General features: G+C 46.2%; 19 protein-coding genes. 2 read left to right on the top strand and 17 right to left on the bottom strand.

Going from position 1 to position 24,917, the window contains the following annotated elements; all coding sequences use genetic code 11:
• Nucleotides 1–80 precede the first annotated feature (80 nt).
• From CA598_RS00970 to CA598_RS00930, 9 genes are all read right to left on the bottom strand, one after another.
• Nucleotides 81–1,508 (bottom strand): ABC transporter substrate-binding protein, encoded by a 1,428-nt coding sequence (locus CA598_RS00970; protein WP_143812369.1) that lies wholly within the window; start codon nt 1,506–1,508, stop codon nt 81–83.
• A 141-nt stretch (nt 1,509–1,649) separates the two neighbouring features.
• Nucleotides 1,650–2,534 carry a carbohydrate ABC transporter permease gene (locus tag CA598_RS00965; RefSeq protein ID WP_094874997.1) on the bottom strand — a complete coding sequence of 295 codons (885 nt, stop codon included), beginning with the start codon at nt 2,532–2,534 and terminating at the stop codon, nt 1,650–1,652.
• Nucleotides 2,535–2,539: 5 nt separating this feature from the next.
• A complete protein-coding gene (locus CA598_RS00960; protein ID WP_218832573.1) occupies nt 2,540–3,472 on the bottom strand; it encodes a carbohydrate ABC transporter permease in 933 nt (310 codons plus the stop codon).
• A 271-nt stretch (nt 3,473–3,743) separates the two neighbouring features.
• Complete coding sequence (locus CA598_RS00955; protein WP_094874996.1) at nt 3,744–5,849, bottom strand: hypothetical protein; 2,106 nt, start codon at nt 5,847–5,849, stop codon at nt 3,744–3,746.
• On the bottom strand, nt 5,842–8,484 hold the full coding sequence (locus CA598_RS00950) for a glycoside hydrolase family 2 protein (RefSeq protein WP_094874995.1): 2,643 nt from the start codon (nt 8,482–8,484) through the stop codon (nt 5,842–5,844). The genes CA598_RS00955 and CA598_RS00950 overlap by 8 nt, the downstream gene beginning before the upstream one ends.
• A gap of 464 nt (nt 8,485–8,948) precedes the next feature.
• Nucleotides 8,949–11,753 carry a glycoside hydrolase family 2 TIM barrel-domain containing protein gene (locus tag CA598_RS00945; protein ID WP_094874994.1) on the bottom strand — a complete coding sequence of 935 codons (2,805 nt, stop codon included), beginning with the start codon at nt 11,751–11,753 and terminating at the stop codon, nt 8,949–8,951.
• A gap of 370 nt (nt 11,754–12,123) precedes the next feature.
• A complete protein-coding gene (locus CA598_RS00940) occupies nt 12,124–14,583 on the bottom strand; it encodes a GH39 family glycosyl hydrolase (protein WP_179283549.1) in 2,460 nt (819 codons plus the stop codon).
• Nucleotides 14,584–14,820: 237 nt separating this feature from the next.
• Nucleotides 14,821–15,924 (bottom strand): Gfo/Idh/MocA family protein, encoded by a 1,104-nt coding sequence (locus CA598_RS00935; protein WP_179283548.1) that lies wholly within the window; start codon nt 15,922–15,924, stop codon nt 14,821–14,823.
• A 24-nt stretch (nt 15,925–15,948) separates the two neighbouring features.
• The gene (locus CA598_RS00930) at nt 15,949–16,608 is read right to left on the bottom strand and encodes a ThuA domain-containing protein (RefSeq protein WP_094874992.1); all 660 of its coding nucleotides are present in this window, start codon (nt 16,606–16,608) and stop codon (nt 15,949–15,951) included.
• 167 nt (nt 16,609–16,775) lie between these two features.
• Between CA598_RS00930 and CA598_RS00925 the strand changes: the two genes are divergently transcribed.
• On the top strand, nt 16,776–17,612 hold the full coding sequence (locus CA598_RS00925) for an AraC family transcriptional regulator (protein WP_094874991.1): 837 nt from the start codon (nt 16,776–16,778) through the stop codon (nt 17,610–17,612).
• 85 nt (nt 17,613–17,697) lie between these two features.
• Here CA598_RS00925 and CA598_RS00920 read toward each other — a convergent pair whose 3' ends face one another.
• Together CA598_RS00920 and CA598_RS00915 are read right to left on the bottom strand one after the other, a co-directional pair.
• The gene (locus CA598_RS00920) at nt 17,698–18,264 is read right to left on the bottom strand and encodes an NADPH-dependent FMN reductase (RefSeq protein WP_094874990.1); all 567 of its coding nucleotides are present in this window, start codon (nt 18,262–18,264) and stop codon (nt 17,698–17,700) included.
• 19 nt (nt 18,265–18,283) lie between these two features.
• A complete protein-coding gene (locus tag CA598_RS00915; protein ID WP_094874989.1) occupies nt 18,284–19,339 on the bottom strand; it encodes an LLM class flavin-dependent oxidoreductase in 1,056 nt (351 codons plus the stop codon).
• Between the two features lie 247 nt (nt 19,340–19,586).
• Here CA598_RS00915 and CA598_RS00910 point away from each other — a divergent pair, with 247 nt between their 5' ends.
• On the top strand, nt 19,587–20,633 hold the full coding sequence (locus tag CA598_RS00910) for a stalk domain-containing protein (RefSeq protein ID WP_094874988.1): 1,047 nt from the start codon (nt 19,587–19,589) through the stop codon (nt 20,631–20,633).
• On the opposite strand, the gene CA598_RS32830 is transcribed toward CA598_RS00910, so the two are convergent.
• The 6 genes from CA598_RS32830 to CA598_RS33305 all read right to left on the bottom strand — a co-directional run bounded on the left by CA598_RS32830 (nt 20,606) and on the right by CA598_RS33305 (nt 24,916).
• Nucleotides 20,606–20,983, bottom strand: a complete 378-nt coding sequence (locus tag CA598_RS32830; RefSeq protein WP_256990295.1) for a M20/M25/M40 family metallo-hydrolase — start codon at nt 20,981–20,983, stop codon at nt 20,606–20,608. The genes CA598_RS00910 and CA598_RS32830 overlap by 28 nt on opposite strands.
• Complete coding sequence (locus tag CA598_RS00905) at nt 20,964–21,794, bottom strand: M20 metallopeptidase family protein (RefSeq protein WP_256990294.1); 831 nt, start codon at nt 21,792–21,794, stop codon at nt 20,964–20,966. Before CA598_RS00905 ends, CA598_RS32830 begins: the two co-directional genes overlap by 20 nt.
• 101 nt (nt 21,795–21,895) lie before the next feature.
• Complete coding sequence (locus tag CA598_RS00900) at nt 21,896–23,233, bottom strand: LLM class flavin-dependent oxidoreductase (RefSeq protein ID WP_094874987.1); 1,338 nt, start codon at nt 23,231–23,233, stop codon at nt 21,896–21,898.
• 75 nt (nt 23,234–23,308) lie between these two features.
• A complete protein-coding gene (locus CA598_RS00895) occupies nt 23,309–23,788 on the bottom strand; it encodes a DinB family protein (protein ID WP_094869024.1) in 480 nt (159 codons plus the stop codon).
• Nucleotides 23,788–24,345: an FAD-dependent oxidoreductase gene (locus CA598_RS33310; RefSeq protein WP_306440443.1), complete on the bottom strand. Its 558-nt coding sequence runs from the start codon at nt 24,343–24,345 to the stop codon at nt 23,788–23,790. Before CA598_RS33310 ends, CA598_RS00895 begins: the two co-directional genes overlap by 1 nt.
• Entirely contained in the window at nt 24,278–24,916 is a 639-nt protein-coding gene (locus CA598_RS33305) for an FAD-dependent oxidoreductase (RefSeq protein WP_306440442.1), read from the bottom strand. Before CA598_RS33305 ends, CA598_RS33310 begins: the two co-directional genes overlap by 68 nt.
• Nucleotide 24,917: the final 1 nt, after the last annotated feature.

The raw sequence follows: 24,917 nt of genomic DNA, 5'->3' as shown, positions 1-24,917 counted from the left end.
CCCTTAGAGTAGATTTTGGCAATGTACGCAGAAACGGCATCGCCGCCCTTTAGAAGGACGACGCCGCCGTTTGACTGTGTTTATTTCACCTTGTCGAGATAATCACGTTGAAATTCTTCAGCAGCCTTAGTCAAAACCTCCAGTGGATCTGCGTTTTTGTCCGTTAGGACGGTTTGCAGTACAATATCCAACTTCTGGTACAATTCCTGAGCGTTGACCGGCTCTTCTGCCCGCATGCCTTTACTGCCGTTGTCCATATAATCACGGAACAAATCCAAGTTTACATTGTTGTATTTGTCGAGAATCTTCTGTTCTTCACCGATCCGCTTCTCATCTGTCCAAATCCGCAGTCCGTATGGGCCTACGATCAGCCCCTGATCACTCAGTGTCTTTTTCTCGATATCCCAACCAGTCAACGCCTCCTCTGAGGATTCCGGAGTGAATCCGTAGGTTTTTAGCCATTTGAATCCAGCATCAATCTGCTCAGGTGTTACATTAGGCGAGAACATATATAGACCACCGCCGAGCAGGGTTACAGGTTTACCGATCGGTCCGACTGGAAGTGCGGACATTGCCACATTATCTTTAGACATTTTAGTCTGCTGCTGGATGACTGGAGACCAGTCATTCGTGCCGAAGCTCATAGCGACTTGATCAGTTCCGAACAAGCGGAACATATCATTCGTAACATCCACCAGATTATTGTCTGGCAGAACATCATATTTCCATTTCAAGTCCTTCACATATTGCAGTGCTGCCGCTGCTTCTGGAGAATTGAACACCGCTTGCCATTTGCCATCTACCTGTTTTTCGAATTCCGCGCCGTAAGCCCAGGCAATATTCATGAACATCCAACCGCCCTGACCACTTTTTGTTGGTAGGAACATTCCCGCCTTACCAGTCTTTTGCTTGATGATCTGCGCGGTTTCTGCCAGCTCATCATATGTCTTAGGGAACTTTGGTATGCCTTTATCGTCCAACAGACCAGCTTCCTTAAAGAGATTCAAATTGTAGAGCATGCCGATGACATATCCGTCCTTCGGAATCCCGTAATATTTTCCGTCTTTGGTAACCATCTTAAGCAGATCTGGATTGATCGCCTGATCATAACCATATTTTTTCATAGTATCCGTTATATCAGCTGCGTAATTTGCTTTGATAATTTTGCTTGTTTCTGTAAAAAAGGTCTCGTAAACCGTTGGAAGCTGACCACTGGCCGCTTTAGGCAGGAAAGAGCTGACGTCATACCCCCATTCATCCTTGTCCACAATGATATCCGGAAAATTAGCTTTCATCTTCGCCATAACCTGCTCATACTGGGCGATTTTGGCTTCCTCATTCGGCTTCGGCCAGTTACTGACCTTGATCGTCACTTGTTTATTGCTCGCTTCTTCCGTATTCCCTCCGGCGTTCTCTTCTTTGGAACCTCCGCAACCAGCCAGACCGGCCGTAAGAAGTAATGTTAGCGCCAGTGTAGCTGTAATTTTTTTGGTGTGTTCGATTCTCAATGTAATTCCCCCTAAGCTTATTGTTAAAGCATTCTTCACAACATGTAAAGCGCTTTCTTTTGAATCTGAAATCATCTTACCACGCACCTTCTGCAGCACCCTACGGGGCAAAACTGTGAAATGGTTTGTGATCGGGTGATGTTACCCTTTAATACTTCCACCAAAGGATTGCCCGTTCATAATGTACTTTTGGAAAAAAACAAACAGGATAATCGGCGGCAGGATCGCAAACGTCAGCGCAATAAACTGAATGTCCTGCGGCAAAGTCGCTTTCAGATTGTAAATGGCCACAATGACCGACCAGGTCGATTTATCCTTCAGCACCATAAAAGGCCAAAAGAAATCCTGCCAGACACTGTTCATCGTTAGTATCGTAATTGTTGCCATAACCGGTCCGCTGAGCGGAAGTATCACCCGGATAAAGATACCGATCGTGCTCGCTCCGTCAATTTTGGCCGCTTCCAGCAGCGCCAGAGGGATTGTATCAAAAAAATTCTTGAAGATCAGAATTACCACCGGATTCACAGCAGCCATAAACCACATCGGCCAGTAAGTATTGGTCAGGTTCAAGTGTAACAATGGAAAATCAATCAGGTTTTTGAACAGCGGCACCATCCCGACTGTATTCGGAACCATCATGGTCCACACGATCAGAGCAAACAGCAGTGCACTCCCTCGAGGCTTAAGCTTGGAAAAAAAATATCCTGCCAGCCCGTTAAACGTAAGGCAAAATAGTACAGAACCGACAGCTAAGTATGCCGTATTCAGATAATAACTGAGAAAGTTAAATTCCTGCCAGGTCTCCCATAGCTTGCCAACATTGAATGAGCGAGGAATCAGGGTGGGCGGGATCGCATAGAACTCTTTGATGTCTTTAAGACTCGAGACCATAATCCAGACCGGAGGCAGAATACAGACGGCGGCAAGCACAATCATCAGAATGAACATGCACCAATACAGCACGCGCACCCAAGGTGATCTATATTCTATATTGCCGATAATGCCATATGCTTCTTTTGTTTTCATAGCTTCTACTCCCTGTTCAATTTCTTATCCAGCCGGAAATAAATAATAGTAAGCACCATCAGAACAAGAAAAGTAATAACCCCCAGCGCCATGGAATGCCCTGCTTCAAAACTCCGGAATGCATAATAATAGCTTTGCAGCATCAACGTCATTGAGGCATTATTCGGCCCCCCCTCGGTCATGACCAGAGGCTCGTTGAAGATCTGGAATACACCGCTAATCTGCAAAATCATCATCAATCCGATCATACTGGAGATTTGCGGAATGGTGATGCTTTTAAATCTTCGCCATACATTCGCACCGTCGATGGAAGCCGCTTCGTACAGATCATGATTAATGCTTTGCAGACTGGCTAGATAGAGCAGCACCGTTCCCCCAAAATTCCGCCAGGTAATCGTGAAAATAATCAGCATAATCGTCATGTCCGGGTCCTGAAGCCACTGCTGCACCGGGAATCCCAGAGCGCTCAGCATAATATTCAGCACGCCGCCCTTCCCAGGCTCAAACAGAAACATCCATAACATCGAGGCAGCAATGCCGGGAACCATGCTCGGAAAAAAGACTGAAAAGCGGAAGAACGATTTCCCATGCCTGAGCTCATTGATCACAACTGCGACAATAATGGGTACAGCAAATCCAATCAGCAGCGACCAAAACACATATACAAAAGAGTTGGTCAGTGTCTGCTGAAACGCTGAGTTCTGTATCACATCCTTGTAATTCTGCAGTCCGGCAAAGCTTACGGCATCATAACCCTCTGTATTGAAAAAAGAGAGCACAATGCCCTTGATCAGCGGCTGCCAGGAAAAAAAGAAAAAGGCAAAAAGCGTAGGGACAATTAATATCCAAGAGGACCAATCTCTAAATAGACGCCGCACAGGATAACCTTTCTTTTTCTTAGTCATTAAAGGATTTAGTTCAGTGGTTTTTCCAATCATGCTCCTGTCCTTCCTTCCTCCCGAAGCCAAGATTCACTCCGGTCAGGCGTTGTTAGTGTTATATTTAAATGATAGCGCTTCCTTCGAATCCTCGAAATCCGGTAACCCTGCGAAAGCGTTTGTAAAGCTACTTATTTTGCTGGAGTGTTTATGCGAGAAATATAAGAGGTAGAGTATGGTATGAAACTTATACTTTCTTATATTTCAAAAGAAAGCGATGTACGCACCGAAATGGCCGTACACCGCTTATGTTCATGTTATGACGTTTAGGTTAGGCCTCACTTAGCCCTGAGCTAATACATAGGACGGCCGCTTCCGCCCGGAACGCTTCGCTCGCCGGATTGGGCTGCTCCTCCAATATGCGGAGTATCGCCTGCGGCTCCACGCCGGGCTGTGGCACACGGGATGGAGATACTACGTTCCAGTCCTGTTCACCCTTGAGCCTATAAGACAACTCATATAGATAATAACCCTCATGCTGCCCGTCAGCGAGTTGGCTTGCCCCATCCTGCCACGAGCAGAGCTCAAGAGGATGCTGTTTATCTGGCAATTCACCGGACGCGAGTGTAATGCGCTCATTCCGGACTATTTGCTGCTTCTGTTCCCAAGCCTGCTGATCTAGGATTCCCAGCTCTAGGCGGTATTCCATTCCCGGCTCTCCATAAAGAGTCCAAGCCACTGGACTACCCACCGCAACGAACTTCGGTGCCTCCAGAAAAACTGGCTGATGAACCGGAACAAAACGTTCCGTCTGCTCCCACTCGCCCGCAGCTGGACTGCGTCTGCGATAATGCACAGTCCCCGTGAATTCAAGCTCCTGTTCCTGTAGTATAGCTTTTAGACACAGAGCAGCCTGCTCGTAAAGGTCCGTGCAGTTGTTATGCCCGAAGCGGTAGCCGATCTCATGGCGAAGTGGAATGCCGCGACTCCGGACTAAGGCCGCGAAGGCAAAGCTGAATCGGCTGAGGGTAAAGGCATCATGCGTGCCGTGGTTTATCAGTAGCTTAGTGCCGCTCGCTTTAAGGCCGTCTAGGAAGAAATCGGATTCTAGTCCGGTTGTTTCCCGCAGACTTGCAGAGTCACCGGCTCCCGTAAGAGTCTGTAGCAGAGTCTCGATACCTGAGCTTCCGGTCTGAGGATGCCGCCAGTCCTTCTTCCAGATCTCCCGGTAACCGGTATCCACCTCTGCCACATGCCAGATCAACGGGCATGCCCCTTCCGCAAACTCACGGGTAAGCCCGTTCAGAATTAGCGGAGGTGCATAACACAATGTGTACCGCACCCTGTACGGCAGCCTTAGAGGATTACCTCCTACCAGCAACGCGGTTAGCCCACCGCGTGAGCCACCCACGGCCACAACCTGCTCCGCATTACCACCATAGCTATCTTGGCCTTTGGCAATTGCCGCCCCAATGCCGGCGTAAATGGAGCCTTGCAGGGAGCGGCTGCCGATGTACCCCCCGCCGTTCCAGAGAACACCAACAACACCTTTGCCTGTGCTGGCCAGAATCTTTCCGATGATCTCCAGAAATGAGGGACCTACAGTGCTGAAGGTATTTTCATTGGCATCATAATAACCGTTGAATAACAGCGGATAGCCCTTAACACTTTTCGCGCTCCAATTGGGCGGCAAAATATAGGACGCAAGGCTATGCTGACCGTTCTTCGTAACTAACAGACTGCCGCTGATGAGCTGAAACACAGGCGCATTGCTTAAAAGAGCCCCATCGTCAGCGGATTCATTACGGTAGACCACCGGATACCCGAAGATCTTCAGGATACGGTCGCTCAAGGAGATGGCAACTAAATCATCTACTGCATAGAGACTGTAGCAGTCACCAATATAGTGTTCAAATTGCGGGGTTTTAAGAGCTTTATCCCCATCGTTACTGCCGAACAACTGATAATCTCCGGTATTGTATACATAAGGGCTATCTGGATCGTTATTATTGAGCCGTACATGCTCAGCTACAACCTTCTCTCCAGCTTCGTCCATCCGCAGGGTCCCGATGCCGTCGGTCCCACCATAACGGAAGCCGCCTTTCCCCTCTGCAGCACTGTTATCCCAGTGTGATACTACTGGAAGCGTATTGATCAGTAATGGACTGACCAATACGAACACTCCTTCCTCTGAGTTCTGGGTTCCTTCCGCATTCTCAGCCTCGACTGCATCCTCTCGCAGTGGTGACCAACCGGCTTTGTGATAAGTTATTTCACCGCTCCGCAAGCAGGCCAGCAGCAGTTCTGCGTTGTGCAATTTTAAATAATCAGCCATAGCCCTAGTAACGGGTACAGCAATGGGTTCAGGTCCACCGCTAAGAATAAAACGACTTAGCGGAACGTATTTCCCCGGTACAAAACACAATGATTTACGCATGTTTTCCCTCTCCTCCATCTGGCAACGTATCGCCCTGTGCTGTCAGAAACGAGCAAAATTTAATTTCTGGTAAGCCGTCGGTACTATTGTAATTCTCCCCAGCCAGAAATCCTCCCGACAGTTTCGGTGTGCAAGTAACCGTTACCGTCCTGTTTTCTCCCGGAAAAAGGGTGAGGAACTGTTCTTCTGCTTCCATCCAGTAGCGGTTCCCCTTCTCCTCAGCATGTACATGAAGCAGTACTTCACTACCAGTATTATGGAGGGTGAAGTGAGCTTGGTGACTTAACTCTCCTACACCAGTGGGTAGCCATAAGCTTTCCTGCCGCACGTGAAGGTTTCCACCTGTAAGCTCAAGTGCTGGGGCATAAAGATGTTTTTTGGCTGTGGAGAAGACATATAAATTTTGCTGCAGATCTTCTTCAACATTCCGGAATGACAATCTAACAAAATATAATTGATCCTCATCCTCAGACACGCTGAAATTAAGCTCGCCAGCACAGACAGCACGCTCTTTGTCTCCTTCTGCTTCAAAGAATTGCCGATGTAGGACCCGGCCCGCTGCATCGAGTACTTCCGCTTCAACATTAATCCTACCTCCATCCCCACCATGAACAAATACATTTCCCTGAAATCCGGTGCCAGGTATTAGCAGTAGACTGCGATAATCTAGCGATGCATGCAGCGGACGGAAGGCCTGTTTCACCCAATGGTAGGCCATCTTCGTTTCCACATAATAATCGACAAGATTGGTGCAAGAAACATTCGGCCAAGGCTCGTTGAACTGCCACACAATGCTCCCGCTGTTTCTGAATTTTCGGCGACGGTTGGCCTCCAACACGAAGCGGATACCTTCTGCTTGCATCCATTGGCTGCAAATGGAAAACTGCTTCAAATTGCTCATGCTACCAAACATTTCTTCTTCACGGCTAAGCGTATCCCACCACTCCCCGTGATGTCTCCATACCGCATTGTTCTCCATCGAGACAGGCTGTTGGTTGGTTGCCTTCAGAAATTTCTCTAGGCTTTTAAGAGAACTAAGTCCATCCACTCCGAATTCGCTATGCAGCAGATTATCGTTACTGCCATATAATTCGTAGTGATAGGGGTTGCCCATATACTTCCAGTAGCCATGAACATCATGACCCTGTCCCCTGGCTTCCGTAATATATTCCACCGGACCAGATGCCGAGGTAGGCAGAAAGAGCCGCTGCGGATCATACTGCTCTACCAGCCCCTTTAGCATCGCCAGATTGGAATCGCTGAGGTCTGAAGGCTTGTTCGGTTCACTCATTAATTCATTTCCACCGCTCCATACCGTCAGCGATACATGATTGCGTTTGTCGCAGAGTGTGGTGCAAGCCGTCTTGCGCAGCAGTTCCAGGAACTCAGGCAGCTTGGATGGAATATTATCAATGCCTGAACTCGATTGGATGAACTCCTGCCAGACCATAATGCCGTTTACATCACATAAGTCGTAGAAGGCCTTCTTCTCAATGATTCCGCCGCCCCATACCCGAACGAGATTGATATGTGCCGCTTTCATCAGATGGATCATCTGCTGATACTGTTCGACCGTCACATTTCCGTAGAGATGATCCAAGGGTGTGATATTAACCCCTTTTATATAAATCTTGCACCCGTTGATCACAACCGTATAAGGTAGCGCGTTGTCGGGGCTTCCTTCATTAAGGAGATAATTAAGTTTGCGGATGCCTGTCTGAAACCTTCGTGTATCGAGCTCCATATCGTATTCGTCCATTAGCTTCAACTCAAGGCTGTAGAGCGGTTGCTCTCCGTAACCGTTCGGATACCATAGCTGAGGTTCAGGTATCTCTAACTCTGCGTTCAGAACTTCTCCCGCGAGAACTGAGTACGACTGAACCAGTAGTGGATTCCCCTTCGGATCAGAACAAGTGATGCTCGCTGTCACCCTCCCTGCATGTTCAGGATCAGCCATCTGTTTGATGCTTGCCTGAATAGAAATTCGACCAGACACCTGCCCGCCATTCTCACCAAGCTCCGCATCTGTAGTGATCGACACGTCTTGCCAAGAACAATCCCGGTGAACCCTCAGTACTACATCATCCCAGATTCCGACGTTGACTAACCTGGTGGAGAAATCCCATTTATAATTAAAACGGCTCTTCTGCGTGAAGGTGGCCGAGGTTTTGCCGATTTGCCCCATTTCATCCGGGGCTTGCTTCAGGAGCACTGAGATTTCCAGACTCTCCCGCTCCGAGAGTAGATCTGTAATATTAAATACAGCCGGCTCGAACATTCCCTTATGCTCACCCAACAGGAAATTGTCGGCGTAAACAGCTGCTTCATAGTCTAGACCTTGAAAGACAAGCTCAACTCGCGTTGACTCTAGCTCTGGAGGTTTTAAGGTCGTGCGGTAAACCCACCAACGGTTCTCCACCCATTCACAGCTTAAACTGTTCAACTCTTCATAAGGATTGGTAATCCAGGCCTGTCTGTATAGATCATAATGAACTCCACCCGGCACGGTGGCTGACATCCAGTCTGTAACTCCCATCAATTCCTGCCCCAGCTCCATGCTGGTGCCCTTTAACGGCACCCAAGGCCAGTACCCTTTGACTTCCCAATTTAGATCGTTCAATAAAATTTGTTTCATGTCTTCTCCCGTTCCCCCAAATCCTGCATAATTTGGCGCTGTTCATGATTAAGAACGGCTCTGGCGCCATCGGTTAATGCGCTTACAATTCTATTCATCCAGCTTCATTATCAATGATAGCATCGGGTTATCATTTTCGAAGGCCCCTAACCCTGTGAAATCGTTTGTTAATCTGCTCAGTTGCAGATAAGTACCAACAACCATTCTAGATAAAAGCTATTTGTAGAACGCGAAAAAGGCTGAATTTTGGAAATTAGCGTCTTCTGGGTCCGAAACTCTCCAAATCTTAGAAGATGATTATACTGTGAAGTTGAAGTCTACCCCTTATCTAGCAAAAAGAGCAGCGATTCTCTTGTTACATAGAGAATCGCTGCTCTGCTGTTAAACAGCCCATCTTACTTACAGAAGCATAGTCCTTCTGTTATGTTCGCCCATGTGAAATATAATGAGGAGCCCGCAATCCCCTACTTGATCAACTCAAGAAGCTCATTCACAGTTGCTTTGTATTGTGGTTTGAACGCTGCGGATTTGATGTAACCCGCAAGACTTGATAAGAACTGTCTTCCTTCAGGCGAATCGCTTACCTTGTCTGCATCTAAAGCGCACACTAGTAAGTTGCCTGCTCCTACGCTGCATTCCACGAGGAAACTAAGCTTATGATTTCTTTCAAAATTGTCGATGGTCTGCACCACGGGATTCCAACTGCGATCAGCTTCATCCATGATAATGGATTTTGAGTGCTGAACGATATTCCACCATGGATATGTTGAATACTCCTCACTAGGGAACTCGTGGAATACAGGATGGCTGTTATCAATTAGCAGCCCCATGGTACCCACAGGAACTGGACGGTTCATGCTCTCTGAGATTGAGCGGAACATTGGATAACACCAGAAATCTGTGCAGTAATAACCTTCAACAGCATTTTGGAGAGTTTCCGGTTTCGGCATCAGTAACACGCGCTCACCTTGCTCCAGCAGTGCAAGCGCATCACTAGACAGCTTGTCGAATACATGGATGCCTTCCAGCATATTGCCGCTCTTTTCTGGGTAAATCCATAGCTCATAGCTCTTACGAATATCTGTCCCCTGTATCGAGAGAGACAATACGAGTGTACTCATCCGGTCAACTACAGGCAGCGTTATTTCCAAATCGCAGATATCAATGTAATTCGTTCCGGCGGGAACGTTCACCTCGATTGTCCCTTCTGACAATATACCGTTATCCGCAGTCAGTTCCCAACGTAATTCAAGTGTATTCGGCATACCGCTGCGGAAGCAGCTTAGCTCTACATGAGCATCGAACGGCTCACCGGAGACATAGTTATACTTTGGAAATCTCGCCAGCAGGACTGCATCGTTACAAAAGGTCCGCCATTCCTCAGGGCTAATCATTCCTTTGGAATCCATAAAGGCGTCGAGGACACCTACTAATGCTGTTCCCTGACCGCTGAAATCCTGGAGATCTAGGAGCTGGAAGCCGGCAAGCCGCCGGGAGCGGAATGCCGCCTCGAGTTCCTCTTTGTAACAAGCTACGGCCAGCTGCCCTGAACATTCGAAGTATTTAGCGGCTAAATGCCCCAGTCCCTTACTTTCTAAGCATTCACGGAAAATTTTGAAATTCTCGGCCTTGAGTGGTCCATTATATTTTTCGATCTCTTCAAAATTTGGATAGGTTGCGTATTGTCCAATCTCATGCGAGACAACAGGAATATGCGGTATCCATTCTCCGGAAGCCTCATCTGCCTTCACGGTCTTGGCTTCGGTACCATACTGAATCTGGATCTCACCGCCAGCTGTATCTTCCATCTTCTCTCCATTCAAGAGATCCAAGGGTACAATTTGATCATCATAATCCTTCATTGTACTCGGCAACGCAGTCTGTACATGTCCTAGTGGTGCATCACACATTGCATAAGAACCTCTGAAGAGTCGTTCTCTGGAGAAGCGCACACCGCTGAAGAAATCGTCATGTTCCAGAATTTCCGGTACCCATTGGTGGTTATTGGAGCCCTGTGTATAGAGAATCCGATTATCGAACGCTTTATATGCCTTCAGGAAAGAATCAATTTTAGCTTTACTGCCCCATAGCTCATTACCAAGGGACATCATCACAAAGGAAGGATGGTTGCCGAAAGCCTGGAGAATGGCATAACCCTCGTTGATCAGATAATCCTGTTCGGCCTGATTATGGCCCTCATCCGTTTCTTCCGTGATTGTACCCCAGAATGGAAGTTCTGGTTGCATATAGATCCCAAGCATATCTGCAGCGGTAAATGCAGCCTCCGGTGGACAGCAGGTGTGGAAGCGATAATGATTGATACCGTAGGACTTGGAAATGCCAAGGATTCTTACCCATTCCTCGACATCAGTTGGGGCATAGCCGGTGAGCGGGAAGATCAGGCCGTCATGTTTGCCGCGGAGAAAGGTTTTCTCTCCGTTGATTGTAAACTTGTCGCCCTCCGCTCGGAATTCCTTCAAACCAAAGCTGAGCTCCTGTTGGTCAGTGATATGTCCATCCCTGTCTTTCAAAACAAGGGTTATATTATAAAGATTGGGAGCGCCTTCACTCCAGAGCAACGCGTTTTGGCCTAGCACATAATCGACGGAAAAAAGCCCCGGTGAAACAGGAAACTCACGCTCGTCCACCGCGTGTGTCTCTTCACTATTGAAGCTTTGGGCAGACACCGCAAGCGTAGTTTCACTGTTGCTGTCCAAGGTTGCTGTAATACGAACCGTACGTGCAGCCAGATTCGACACCAGTCGGATATTAGTAAGCTGCGATTCCCCATAGAACTGAAGCTCCATACGACCGGTAATCCCATTCCAGTTGGTCTGGGTATCCTGTGAAGTCAAATGTCCGCCTTTGGTTGGGTAATCGGTATTGCCCACACGGACAGTGATTGTATGAATTCCAGCTTGTAGCTTCGGCAATTCATATATATGCGGGGTATTCAGACTGTTACGGCTACCGATCTCCGTATTGTCGAGCCAAAGCGTCGTAAGTCTCGTCCGTTCCAAAAATAGATAGCAGGCCTTACCGGCCAGCTCATCCGGAATGAATACTTCTCTTGCGAACCAGACTTGCCCTTCAAACAGATATTCATCCGTTAGAGCGCTTACTAAAACTTCCTCGTTCTTTGGTCCTTTACGTGCGTATGACGTTGTTCCCGGCAGTGTGATAACATCTGTAAAAGGCAAGGTTAGTCCCTGTTTAGTCTTGTCCAATTGCAACTTCCATTCGCCTTCAAGGTTGATCTTTGTCTGCAAAATATCACTCCTATTATGGTAATCACTGAACTCTAGCAGTATAATGCTCTACTATATAAAGATTAGCATATTAAACCAGATAATTCAGTAGAGGGGTTATTTACACATTCTCCAACACAAGCTTGCACATGTCCTCTACTACCTCGGAGGCTCCTGCTACGAAACCGCCTCCAACATCTTGCGCATTTGAGCTGCACTTTTTTGGATATTTTTCACGCCAGGCTTATCGGTTTCAGAAATAGGTTTAATCAGGATATCCAGTCCTTCTTTTATCATTATTAGCGAAAGCGATTTCAAATCTGATATCGAGAGAAAAATTACAATACAAACAAGGACGACACTAATGTCATCCTTGTTATATTATTTTTATTTAACGAGTTAATCTAATCACCTGTACCTCGTGTGGTTGTACAACAGCATTTACCACAAAATTTGCTGTCACTTGCAGCGAACGCATTTGAAATAACGGCATGGACCGACCTTCAAGATAAGACCATTCTTCTGGACACATGTCCTTAGGTGCCCCCATATTCAACCATTCATCAAAGGCGCTTCCCCCAGCTGGACCTACCGAATACCTTCGCTCTGTATAAACACCCGACGTTAAGCCGTCTAGACGAATGTGATACTGACGGGTATTACGTATATTGAACACATTGTAACGTTCGGATTGAGTCAAGTGAGTAGTATGACGGTAGCGATATAGAGTATCATAATGACAATAATTATATAGAAATATCTGTATTTCACCTTTTGAGGAAGTTATAAAATACCCGTCACCTTCAGCTATCAGACCGCTTCCTGCATAACGTAACAATTGCAGTGCCCGATAACAGCTTTTGGGCAAACCTCCGCGAGTGAATAAACCAAACCCGCCATGAAAAAGATCCGACGAAGGAATAATCTCCTCCATATGGTCACTGAGCGACCAGTATCCCATAGCCTCAAAGTGGTCGTAATTCTCCAGGATATTTTTGAAAAGAAAAGCAGATTTATAGGAAGTATCATTACACAAATCACGCTGCCATATGTTATTACTCCACTCATCAAGAATCACGGGCAGACAAGCGAAACCACGTTGACGCAACAGTTTTTTGACCTTATGTAAGGAGTGTTTCAAAAACTGTTCATCACCACTTACCGCAAGTGGAAAAGCTTCATCCTCTGCCATGAGCTGAAGACCAGTATCTTCCTGACCCGGTAATATGCTGTGATAAGCACGTAGAGCCAGAGAGTCGGGCATACAATTCCCCTTACTGCAAGACACTAGAAATTCACTGATAAAATCAGTTGCATCAATATTGCTTCCTGGACCAACAATATGTAGTTGCGGATCGATTGCGCGGATGGCGAGGCTGGTTTCTCGGTAAAGCACCCAGTATTCTTCCATGGTAAACACACCATATCCAGAAAACTCTGGACTCACGAAGGGAGCAAGCCTCCATTCCCGCACGGACTCAATTCCATACCGATCAATGAAATGCCTAACAAGGGAAGTCACAAGGGCGAGCCATTCGTCTAGATGCTCAGGCATAGATAGGATACTTGGTCTCTTAAATGGAAACACGGCTTCCCTCGCTAATGCAGAGGGCATATAACTAAATTCCACATAAGGCTTTAACTCCACTGAAAGCATGAAGTCCAGTACTTCATCTACATAAACAAAGTTATACTCTGCGCTACCAGACATTTTCCTGACAAACAGCATCATGTCATCGTCTAACAGACCTTTGCAACGCATATAGCGAAAGCCAATCTCATTTTGCAGCTTTCGTATTTGTGCCTGTACCGCGCCATTCAACAGATCCTTGGCGTATCCTGCATTAATCAACGTCCGCCAGTTATGACTCAGTGTCCGAATCTTACGGTTAGTGTCCACATGAAGATCATATCCCTCGTTGACCTGGGGTTGGACAATGGAGTGGTCGTTGTGATGCAAATGCTGCATTAGTGAAGTGAAATCAGTCGAAAATTCCGCTGAAATCATATCGTTATCCTTTGGATCTGTCGCATCATGTTCATTTACTATACGGTATTGCCCTGGTGTAACACCAAAGCGCCGTTTGAAGGCGTCGATCAAAGCGTTGGTACTTGGAAACCCAACTTCTGAGGCGATGTCCGTGATCGTTCTTTCACTAGGAAGAAGTGCCACCGCCTGACTCAATCTGACATTCGTAAGGTAGGCAGTAAAGGTAAGGCCAAGTTGTTTCTGAAATAAATGAGACAGGTAGGAGCTACTTAAATAGATAGTAGAAGCCAGACCACTCAGAGTGATATTTTCTCGATAATGCCGGTGGAGAAAGTCGGTTGCTTTGCGCAATCTTTCCTTACTTGAGGATTTGGCGGGATCCTTTTGCTTGCTCTGCTCAAGAAAAGTATGTACTAGACTGTTTAGCAATACACCTACACGACTACGCATTAGTATAGGTAAACGAGATTCGTTTTTGTAATAGGCCTGGAATACACTGGCGAACTCACTTCGGACTACATTAAAGCGATCTTGTTCGTCCTTAGAGTATAGAAAAGACTTACACTCTATAAATATACTTTCAATCTCAGGACAAAAAGCTGCCAAAAATGCGGGCGAGATAAACAGCGACAGCGCCTTGCCCGAACCTAGCATATTTAAAGCGTGCAGTTGGTAGCTATTCAACACAATAATGTCATCCTGCCGAACTTCATAGGTAAACTGATTGTCATCCAGCTGTAGGACCCCAGTTCCCTGCAAGATGTACATTACCTCAAGTTCTTGATGCCAGGAAGCGATAGCGTCTTCAGGGAGGTTAATTGAAAACCTAAAATCCGAGGCTATCAATGTATTTTCTTGCATACCTAACCTCCTATTCATAAATCTTAGTAGAGCCCTTGCCTCCTCCAAAATCCTATCATATAAACCCATGAAATCAAGTTAACTGTTAATAATGACTTTTTGCGTCAGTACTCGAACGTTGTATTGTTCCACCCGTTACTGATTACCAAAAAGGTAGAAGACTTATAGATCTGTCTTCTACCCTTTTTGAAAGCTGATTATCTGCAGCGTACACTTAGTATTTGCTCTGGGAATTTACTAATCTAAATACCCTTTGACTAAGCCCAGCGGCAATGGCTTGGGCTGCTCGCAGCTGGTTACCAGCTGAGCATATTGCTTAGAGTCAGAACTTGTATGGAATGCATGCATGATCTCAAGTACGTGATTCGCGAGTTCTCCGTTTGCACGAGGATTTTCCCCCGTGTCTATGCAGTGTGCCATATCTTCTACTCCTATGCCTCTACTATTATCTGTATAATTGTAGATAAGTGGGATCTCTTGGAATTCCGAGCTGTGTGCCGGGCGTAAAAGGATTGGCCCTCCAAAGTTGTTAGGGTCCGGTACGATCAAGGTTCCTTGCGATCCGTAGATTTCGATCCTCGGCAAAGTACTGTGCCAAACATCAAAGCTAGTAATCATGGTTGCCACAGCACCACTCTCAAACTGAATCGTTCCAGCAACATGTGTGGGCACCTCTACATCAATGACTTTGCCAAACTTTTTGTCGCTCGTGATCGTTCTATGAGCAAACGAGGTTTTAGTGATGCCGCAAACTGTTTTAGCTGGGCCTAGCAAAGATACTAACGCGGTTAGATAGTAGGGTCCCATGTCAAACATGGGTCCTCCACCGGATTTATAATAAAATTCCGGATCAGGATGCCAGCTTTCATGTCCGTGACAAAGCATAAAGGCAGTTGCTGCCACCGGCTCCCCGATATAACCATCCGCTATCAGCTTACTGCAGGTTTGCAGACCACCTCCAAGGAAAGTATCTGGTGCGCAGCCAAGGAACAGGTTCTTTTCCTTCGCCAGACGAACTAGCTCGGTACCATTTTCCAGGGAAAGGGATAAGGGCTTCTCCACATACACATGCTTGCCAGCTAGCAAGGCTTGCTTGCATACGTCAAAATGAAAATTAGGCGTTGTTAGATTAACGACGATTTCAATATCTTCCGAATTAAGTAATTGTTCTGTCGTCCATACATGTGGAACGCCATATTTCTCCGCCGCTTGCTCTGCACGACCTTTATCCAGGTCGGAACAAGCATAAACCTCAGTATTAACGAAAGTCCCGTTCAAATTCTCAAAATAAATGCTGCTGATGTTGCCACAGCCGACTATACCTACCTTCACTTTGCGCAAGATCGTTCCCACCTTATCTCAGTTTTAGTTAGCCGCCCACAAAAAGCCTTTTCGCATCAGTTCCTTGGCTTCCGGAATATCGAAAACATCTGCATGATGTCCAAGTGAATTATAGAAAACCTTCCCTTTTCCCCATTTCTTCGTATATACAACGGGCATCGTGATGACACCATTTGCTGAATGTTCGCCCTCAGTCATTACGAAGGTAGTCGTTGCCAAGACATCCACTGCAGGATCTACATGTAAATAATATTGTTCCGATTTTACCTTGAAGTCTTGGATGCCCTCCACAATGGGACTGGAGCCAGAATGTACGATATTAACTTCGTACTCTACCCCGTCGTTAAATGGATGTGCTACCCATTGTGACCCGGTCAAAAATTGCCACTCTGTATTGTTACGGAAAGAGTCGCACATTCCTCCATGACAACCGGCAATTCCTACTCCAGAAGCTACTGCCTTCAGAACCGAGGATACCTGATCATTACTGATTTCTCCCATGGTCCATACCGGTACAATAAGACTTAAATCCGCAAGCTTTTCTGCACTGTTGAAGCTCTCCAACGTGTCAGACACTTCAACTTCAAAGCCCTCAGCCTCTAGAATACCAGCAAAAATTGCAGCTACTTCATTTGGTTCATGCCCATCCCATCCACCTTTTACAATCAATGCTTTCTTCTTCATCCTGCAATCTCCTTTTCCTTTACATATGTAATCAACCTTTTGTCCATCTGATGAAATTGTAATCCAGATCAGAGAGGTATGCTCGCCATTTCACTTGTAGGAATGGTCATTTTTTGCTAAGTTTTACTGGTGAACCTAAAATTTAAACCGCATGAACAGGAGATCTCATGAAAGCCTTTCACGAAAATAGAACTTACCATTCCACTTTCCCCTTCACTGTAATAATGTCTAATGATATTGATTTTCTAGCCCACTGGCATAACGATCTTGAGATAGTTTATGTATTTGAAGGTTCAATTCGGATGGGAATTAACTCCGAAACGAGGATCTTGAAAGCGGGAGATATGGCTATATGCAGCAGCGGAGACATCCACTACTATGACAGTAAAGACAGCAGCTCCAAGATAATGATGGTGATATTCAATCCTTCGTTAATCGGTTTTCCTGGAGGATGGCCTTTGAATGTGAGACTGACTTCACCATTTATAGAGAAAAAAATTGCTACACGAGAAGAAGAAGTGTGTATCAACAACCGTCTTTCTCTGATCCTGCAAGAACTTATGAATGAATATAATCAGAAGCTGGAGTATCATGAACAGGTAATCATTGGCCTTTTGCACGAATGGAGCGGACTCATTTTACGGCATGTTCCTTCGGATAAGATTAATCCACAGAAAGATAAAAGGCGCATCACTAACATGAAGATTATGCAAGGTGTTCTTGAATACCTCGACGTCAACTACATGCATCCCATCACACTTGCTGACGCTGCACGGCAAGCCAATATGAGCCTCTTTTATTTCTCCCGCTTCTTCAAGAATCTTTCCGGTATGAGCTATATTGCGTACCTTAGCAACATCCGAGTCAACCAGGCAGAACAGCTGCTGCTGACCACAGACAAAACCATTTTGGATATCGCGCTGGAATGCGGTTTCACTAATATCCGCACCTTTAACAGAGTATTTAAACAGATTAAACAACGGACTCCAAGTGAATTACGTTAAATGATACATCGTCCGTTATCTTATTTATGCAAACAAAAAACCGATGATCTTTTGGTTTAGATCATCGGCTTTATTTTAATCTTCCTTAGAAACCATATTTAGCTTCTTCAGCCTCTCGAATTTTGGCATAAGTCTCAGAGAGTACATAGGTATCTTCCACTAAGCGGTCTATACGGAATAGCACATCATCATTTACTATTTCTTTTCGATAAAAATCCTTCTCTTCTATAAATACATACGTTTGAACAATTTGCGCTTTCATATAGGCCAATATCGGTTTCAAATGCTGCTCAGCTACCAGATAGTGTCGTGCAGATCCTGCCGTGACGAGCATACTTACAACCTTGTGCTGAAATGCTTTTTCAGGCGCTAAATCGAATATATTCTTTAGTGTTGCTGGGATGGAGGCTTGAAATATAGGTGTTCCGATTACAATTACATCTGCATCCATGATCGTTTGAATGACGTACTTGGTATCCCCTTCGTATTCCAGATAATTGCGACCATCACTGAACTGAACATCATACTCCGCCAGATCTAGAAGTGTAACTTCTGCATCTTGGTATTTTTTATAGAACGAATTTACTGTGTAATTCATGGCGATTCTGGTTTTTGAGCCTATCTTTGACCCCGATAACGCTATGATTTTCATATTTCTGACCTCCTAGAGTTTATTTTTTTGCCGTATATTTTTTAATAGCCGGTAGAATCTCAGAACCAATTAAATCTATGTTTTTCATTAAACTTTCAAAAGGTACGCCACCAAAATCCATTTGTGCGATATATCGTTGATGGCCGAAGAGTTCATGTTGATATAGAATTTTTTCAATGATTTCCTGTGGGCTGCCAATATTCATAACATCGCGCGGATCGGCTCCTTGAGCAAAAGCCTGTTTAGGAAAACCACGTCCATTGGTTAATTTCATTCCTTCGTTTATATATGGATAATAGGCTCTTTGTGCCTTCTGTGTTGTTTCATCCGCGTAAAAGAATCCAGCAGTCGCTACAGGCAACTTCGACGGATCGAATCCGTTCTGGCTTGCAGCTTCACGATAAGCATCAATGGATCTTTTAAACAAGACTGCGGGACCCCCTAAATGGGCCAAAAACATTGGAACACCTGCAATGCCTGCTTTGATCGCACTTGCAGAAGTTCCCCCTACAGCTCTCCATATCGGTAAGTTTCCCTCAGGACGGGGGAGGATTCTTGCATTTTTGAGAGGGTTACGAAATTCTCCCTTCCAATTCATAACTTCGTTTTCATTTATCTTTAATAACAAGTCGAATTTTTCTTCAAATAATTCCTCATAATCATTAAGATCATAGCCCAATAGTTCATATAACCCCACTCTAGAGGCACGGCCAGCTATTATTTCAGCCCGACCATTTGAGATCAAATCAATTGTAGCGAAATCTTCGTACACTCTAACCGGGTCAGAGGTGCTTATAATCGTAGATGAGCTACCTATTTTCATTTTCTTAGTAGCCTGTGCAATAGCTGACAGCACAACGGTATGCGCCTGAGTAGCAAAATACTCTTGATGACTCTCTCCTACACTAAAAAAATCAATTCCTGCTTGCTCCGCTAATTGAGCCAAGTCAATAATTTCACGTATGCGTTGTTTGGCAGATATTCTGCTCCCAGTTTCAGGGTTCGCTAGATGATCACCTAATGTATAAAGTCCAAACTCTAAGCCGTTGTCTGCATTGATCCGATATTGTTCCATAATTATCCTCTTTTCTTTAAAAAGTTAGAATTCATTTATGATTTTCCCATTAAATATATTTAAGTTAGTCACTATAATAATTATAGTTAAGTGCTCTCATAATGTCAAACTAATGACCCTGTTAAGAAAAAAAACTACTCGAATCAAGCCTTTCTGCTAAGAATCCCTTATAATAATCTCCACATGGTATATATAGGATATTGATTTGATTATTAAAGTGATAAACAAAAAAAGGAGACTTGTAGTCATGCACAACCGCCGCTTCATGAACGTATTACTTATTCTTTTCTTATCGGCTTCCAATTCGACTCCGATCTTCGCATCGGCTTCGGTTGTACCGAAGTTATCCGATTCTATCCAACGTTCTGCAATCCAACCCTCTGTCACAATTAATGGCATAAACTTTTTCTTTCAAGATGAGTTGCCTACGCTAAAAGAGGGAACAACGTTCGTTCCAACCCAACTTTTTGAGCATCCTGACATACAAGCCGATATTTCGAAGTTTATAGATAACCCTTATCCGCATGTTTTTATTTCTCATTTTAACGGAGCACTTTCTATTTATCCGGATAAAAGTGATTATATGTTTAGCGATTACAACGAAGATATAGAGGATTCTGACGTCTGGATCGATTGGAAGAGTCCTACACCTTATCTCTCCGGCAGTGATATTATGGTCCCATTGCGCGCCATTGCCGAACGAATCGGGATCTCCGTTGATTGGGATGTAGCAACTAGAACAGCGAACATTACCACGGATGATGACTTTCGTGCTGAACTCGAATCTCCTGAGGCGTGGCAAGATTGGCTAGGCATGAAACCTATAGAGATGGATGACCCCTCAGGAGAGGCAATAACAGAGCAGGAGTTAACTCAATTTGCTATTTTGAGCGGACTTCCAGTTCTGGACTCTCGGATTATTGATAAATATACGGCTGTACTCTTACATATCGAAGAGGAAGATGGCGTAGAATCGCTTACGTTGAAATACGTCGATCGTTTAAAAAACGGGAGTTTGGACTGGAGTATGGATTTAGGCATGGGGGATGATGGAGACGACGTCCAAGTGAAGCGGAGCGGACAGCTCGTTAGTGTCGGTATGTTCGATCAAGGTCTTAAGAAGCAATTCAGTCATTTCGATGTAAGTTATAAAGTTCATGATAAGAGAGTAACTCACACCTATGATATCGCAGGGAAACAAGGCATGTTTTTTGATATTCCTGAGGAAGTGACAAGCGGAGAGATAACTTTCTTTGGGAAAAACGGTTACACATTCGAAACGTATTTCTGGTGAGCTGACGAGCTATTATGCTGTATAGCGAGTCTAACCAGTATACTCGCACCAGGAACTAGCATCGCTTCATCGATATTAAACTGTGGCTGATGGATAGCATGGTAAATCCCCTTCTCCTTATTGCCGCAACCGATAAAGGCGAAGGCACCAGGGACTTTTTCAAGATACCAACCAAAATCCTCACCAGCCAGACTTGGCTGCTCCAGAAGTATTACCTGATCCTCTCCTAGAACTGCACGGGCTGCATGAAGCACCTGCTGCACCGCTTCCGCATTGTTCACTACTGCAATTCCTTCACGCAGCTCCAGCTTGTATTTCCCTCCGTAAGACTCAGCTATAGCTGAAAGCATGGCGCTGTAAACCATTTGTAATTTCAGCTACCGTCGTCTTGGTAAATGCTCTGAACGTTCCTGTCAGTTCACTGTGTTCAGCGATCACATTAACAGCAGTACCAGCCTGCAACGTTCCGAAGGCCAACACCGCCGCCTCCTGCGGATCGATTCGATTAGCCATTAAACCGTTAATTTCTCCTATAAATTGTGCCGCCATCTGGATCGCATCTACAGCTCTGTGCGGAGCACTATGATGACCGGATGTCCCCTGAAATTCCACCTTAAAATGGCTGGACGCTGCCATGGCATCATGAGGGTGAATACCAAGCGTTCCAACTGGAAGCTCTGGCATGACATGCAGCGCGTAGGCATAATCGACACCTTCCAGCACGTTATCCTCAATGAGATCGCGGCCGCCCGAGAGTAATCTTCCATCAAGCGGACTCTTGACCGCGCCTTCCTCAGCTGGTTGAAAGACGAAAATAATGGTGCCAATCAATCGTTCCCGGAAGGCTGCCAAGGTTCGGGCAGCCCCCAACAGCATAGCGGTATGGGCATCATGGCCACAGGCGTGCATGATGCCGTCATTGACTGACTTGTAAGGCAACTCATTGCACTCTTGTATCGGCAGAGCATCCATATCTGCCCTTAGAAGAAGCGTGGGGCCACTATTTCCATTGCCTGCTAGGCCTTGCAGGAGGCCGACCACCCCCATTCCGAAATGTTTGCCGACATTTCTCCGTACTGTGATCCCCCACTCCTCCAACAATTCTGCTACTTTATTAGAAGTGCGGACGACATCATACAGTAGCTCCGGATGGGCATGCAAATCACGACGGTATTCAATCATTTCATCCTGCAGCTGACCGGTGTAATGCATCATCTCCGCAATATTTGAGTTTTGGTGGATTGCGAATACTGGATCAACCGTCAAATTTGCCCTGCTGGCTGAGAAGCTTTGGAATAGCGGTTCTCCGGCAACGGAATGCCGAGGTTTCCACGCAGCGTGCCACTTTCGTATTCAGTGCGGAACAAACCCCGCTCCTGCAGAATCGGTACCACCCGATCGATGAATTCCTCCAGTCCGTTAGGGACGGCAGCCGCGATCATAAATCCATCTGCCCCACCACTCTCAAACCAAGTTTGAATCTGATCAGCTACTTGTTCCGGTGTTCCAATGAAGCTGCTGCGTGGAGTAGCTGATTGCAAGGCGACCTGCCGAAGTGTCAAGCCTCTCTCCTTCGCATCCTTTTTGATTTTATCCGTTCCGCTCTGAAAGCTATTACGTCCGAGCTCGCCAAGCTCAGGAAAGGGCTCATCCAGCGGATATTGCGAGAAATCATGATGCTCGAAGAATCTGCCTAAGTAGTTCAGTGCATTCTCAATCGTTACAAGGCCAGCAATCTCCTGGTATTTGCGCTCTGCCTCCTCCGGTGTGTCACCGATGATTGGAGCGATTCCAGGGAAGATCAGCACCTCCTCCGGATTCCGGTCAAACGAAGCTACCCGTGTCTTAACATCGTTGTAGAATGCTTGGGCATCTTCTAGCGTTTCGTGTCCAGTGAAGATAGCATCTGCTTCCTTGGAGGCGTAATTTTTACCGACTTCCGAGGATCCTGCCTGAAATACGACTGGCTGCCCCTGTTTCGAACGAGCAATATTCAGCGGTCCCTTCACAGAGAAGAACTCTCCTTGATGGTCCAGGGTATGCATTTTTTGCGGATCAAAGAATACACCTGACTCCTTGTTGCGTACAAACGCATCATCCTCCCAAGAATCCCATAATCCGCGCGCCACCTGCAAATATTCGGTAGCAATGCGGTAGCGCTTGCCATGGTCAGGATGTTCTTTTTTGCTGTAATTTGACGCAGATCCTTCCAGAGGTGAAGTCACCACATTCCAGCCGGCCCGGCCGCCGCTGATTACATCCAGTGAGCCGAATTGACGCGCTACGGTAAATGGTTCACTGTACGAAGTAGACAGGGTACCAACTAAACCGATGTTAGTGCTGACGGCTGCGAGTGCGCTAAGAATGGTCAGCGGCTCAAACCGGTTAAGGAAATGAGGAATGGACTTTTCATTAATGTACAGACCGTCTGCGATGAAGATCAGATCCAACTTGCCTTCTTCTGCCTTCTGTACCCACTCTTTGTATAATTCAAAGTTTACACTGGCATCTGGTTTGGCATCTGGATGGCGCCACATCGACGTGCTGCCTCCTACCCCATGCAGCAGTGCACCCAGCTTCAGTTGTCTTGGTTTGGTCATGTTCATTCCTCCTAAAAGTTTTGTGAGCATACGCTTCTTAGATTTCAATTCATGAAAAACTGACTTCGGAAGCAATCATTGCACAAACGATGCATTAGCTGCGCCCTGTTTGATTCGTTCGATCTGGCCAAGATGTCTCTCCACATGTGCAGTGAAGCCGCGCACGATATCGGAAATTTTCACAGTCTCCCCCTTGAAATTAATTCCGCTTTTCTCCCAATCTTCTTCGCTAAGCCGTTCAAACAAAAGGCTGTTATAGTAAAGCAGGCTGCGGAACAGCTCCAAATTGTCGGAAGCATTGCCGCTGTTGGCGTACTGACCGCTGACCCAAGCATCCTGATTGAAGACCGGAAGCTGTGCAGTCGTAGCCGCTAAAATATCACGAATGCGGAACGAAACTACGATGCTGTGGTCAGCCAGATGAGTCAATACCTCAGTCACACTCCAACTGGCGGGTTCTGCCTTCCATTTCAGCTGTTCCTCTGTTAACCCTGCGGTCGACTTTACCAATTGATGATACGTCTTTAGATAATCACTGATTTGAACTCTGCTCATTAAATCCCCTCCAATATAAGACTTGTTCGCGAATGATCCGGTGGTGCGAAACGAGATAACGAAAAAGGCAGGATGTTATGAGTTGTAGCTCCGCCGATCGCTAAGTCAGCCAGTATTTCACCCACAACACTAGAAAACTTAAAACCATGCCCCGAAAACCCTCCAGCTATCAGCACATTGGAATGAAGCGGATGGCAGTCTATAATGAAATCTTCATCAGGCGTATGCTCATATTTACATGCAGAACCTTTTAGCAATCGACCAGCTGCACCGGGCATGTAAGACTCCAGTACCTTGCGGAGGTCACCCTCATCGCTGGCTTCACTGCCGAACGGGGCAAGCGGTGAACCCGGCTTCCATTCCAGCCCTGTATCGTGGCGGCCTATCTTTAGCCCAGCTCCATCAATGCTGGGTAATCCGTAATAGCCACCCTCCTCTGCTCCTAACGTAAAGCCAGGGAAATTACCAGCAGTAAAAGCAGGGGAGCTCTCAAACCAGCCCACAACTTTGGCGGATTGCTTTAATCGGCAAATGTACAAAAGGTGCAAATTTGCCAAACCAAGCTCCTGCACTAAGAATAGCTGCCGCTCCGTGATAATCGCCATTTGTCGTATGAACTGAAACGCTGCCTTCGCGAGCGGTGACATTCACTACTGGAGAGTTCGTCAACAGTTCCGCACCATGTCCAAGGGCAAGCTGACGGTAGGCGGAAATACAGCGTTCGCTGTACAAATACCCGGCATCTGGTTCATACATTGCCGCGAATGATTCCGGTATGTTCAGTGCTGGCCAGCGCCGCCGGATCTCTTCGGCATCCAAATGCTGTACGTGCACCTTCCGTTTCTTCGCTTCTTCGAGACGACCGTTGAAGGAATACACTGTGCTGTCTACGAGATTCAATACGCCTGAGCGGACAAGCAGTTCTGTTCCGCTCAACTGTTCCGCTTCTTTCCATAGTGTATCTGCCCGCAAAGCTAAATCAATGTAGGCCGGATCACCACTGTAGGCATGCCGGATCAGCCGGGATTCCCCGTGATGGCTGCCCTGTGTATGTGGAGGATCGAAGGCATCAACTAGCAGCGTCTTCACTCCACGCCTCGCAAGATTGTAACCAGCACTCAGGCCCATC

Source organism: Paenibacillus sp. VTT E-133291 (assembly GCF_002264395.1).
GTDB classification, from domain to species: domain Bacteria; phylum Bacillota; class Bacilli; order Paenibacillales; family Paenibacillaceae; genus Paenibacillus_AQ; species Paenibacillus_AQ nitricinens.
The sequence above is the reverse complement of the archived record's forward strand: the minus strand, read 5'-3'. Positions and strand labels throughout refer to the sequence as shown.

Coding starts and splice junctions, on each gene's coding strand:
- CA598_RS00965 (WP_094874997.1), bottom strand. CDS start 2,534: ATGAAAACAAAAGAAGCATATGGCATTATCGGCAATATAGAATATAGA.
- CA598_RS00960 (WP_218832573.1), bottom strand. CDS start 3,472: ATGATTGGAAAAACCACTGAACTAAATCCTTTAATGACTAAGAAAAAG.
- CA598_RS00955 (WP_094874996.1), bottom strand. CDS start 5,849: ATGCGTAAATCATTGTGTTTTGTACCGGGGAAATACGTTCCGCTAAGT.
- CA598_RS00950 (WP_094874995.1), bottom strand. CDS start 8,484: ATGAAACAAATTTTATTGAACGATCTAAATTGGGAAGTCAAAGGGTAC.
- CA598_RS00940 (WP_179283549.1), bottom strand. CDS start 14,583: ATGCAAGAAAATACATTGATAGCCTCGGATTTTAGGTTTTCAATTAAC.
- CA598_RS00930 (WP_094874992.1), bottom strand. CDS start 16,608: ATGAAGAAGAAAGCATTGATTGTAAAAGGTGGATGGGATGGGCATGAA.
- CA598_RS00925 (WP_094874991.1), top strand. CDS start 16,776: ATGAAAGCCTTTCACGAAAATAGAACTTACCATTCCACTTTCCCCTTC.
- CA598_RS00920 (WP_094874990.1), bottom strand. CDS start 18,264: ATGAAAATCATAGCGTTATCGGGGTCAAAGATAGGCTCAAAAACCAGA.
- CA598_RS00915 (WP_094874989.1), bottom strand. CDS start 19,339: ATGGAACAATATCGGATCAATGCAGACAACGGCTTAGAGTTTGGACTT.
- CA598_RS00910 (WP_094874988.1), top strand. CDS start 19,587: ATGCACAACCGCCGCTTCATGAACGTATTACTTATTCTTTTCTTATCG.
- CA598_RS32830 (WP_256990295.1), bottom strand. CDS start 20,983: ATGCTTTCAGCTATAGCTGAGTCTTACGGAGGGAAATACAAGCTGGAG.
- CA598_RS00900 (WP_094874987.1), bottom strand. CDS start 23,233: ATGACCAAACCAAGACAACTGAAGCTGGGTGCACTGCTGCATGGGGTA.
- CA598_RS00895 (WP_094869024.1), bottom strand. CDS start 23,788: ATGAGCAGAGTTCAAATCAGTGATTATCTAAAGACGTATCATCAATTG.
- CA598_RS33305 (WP_306440442.1), bottom strand. CDS start 24,916: ATGGGCCTGAGTGCTGGTTACAATCTTGCGAGGCGTGGAGTGAAGACG.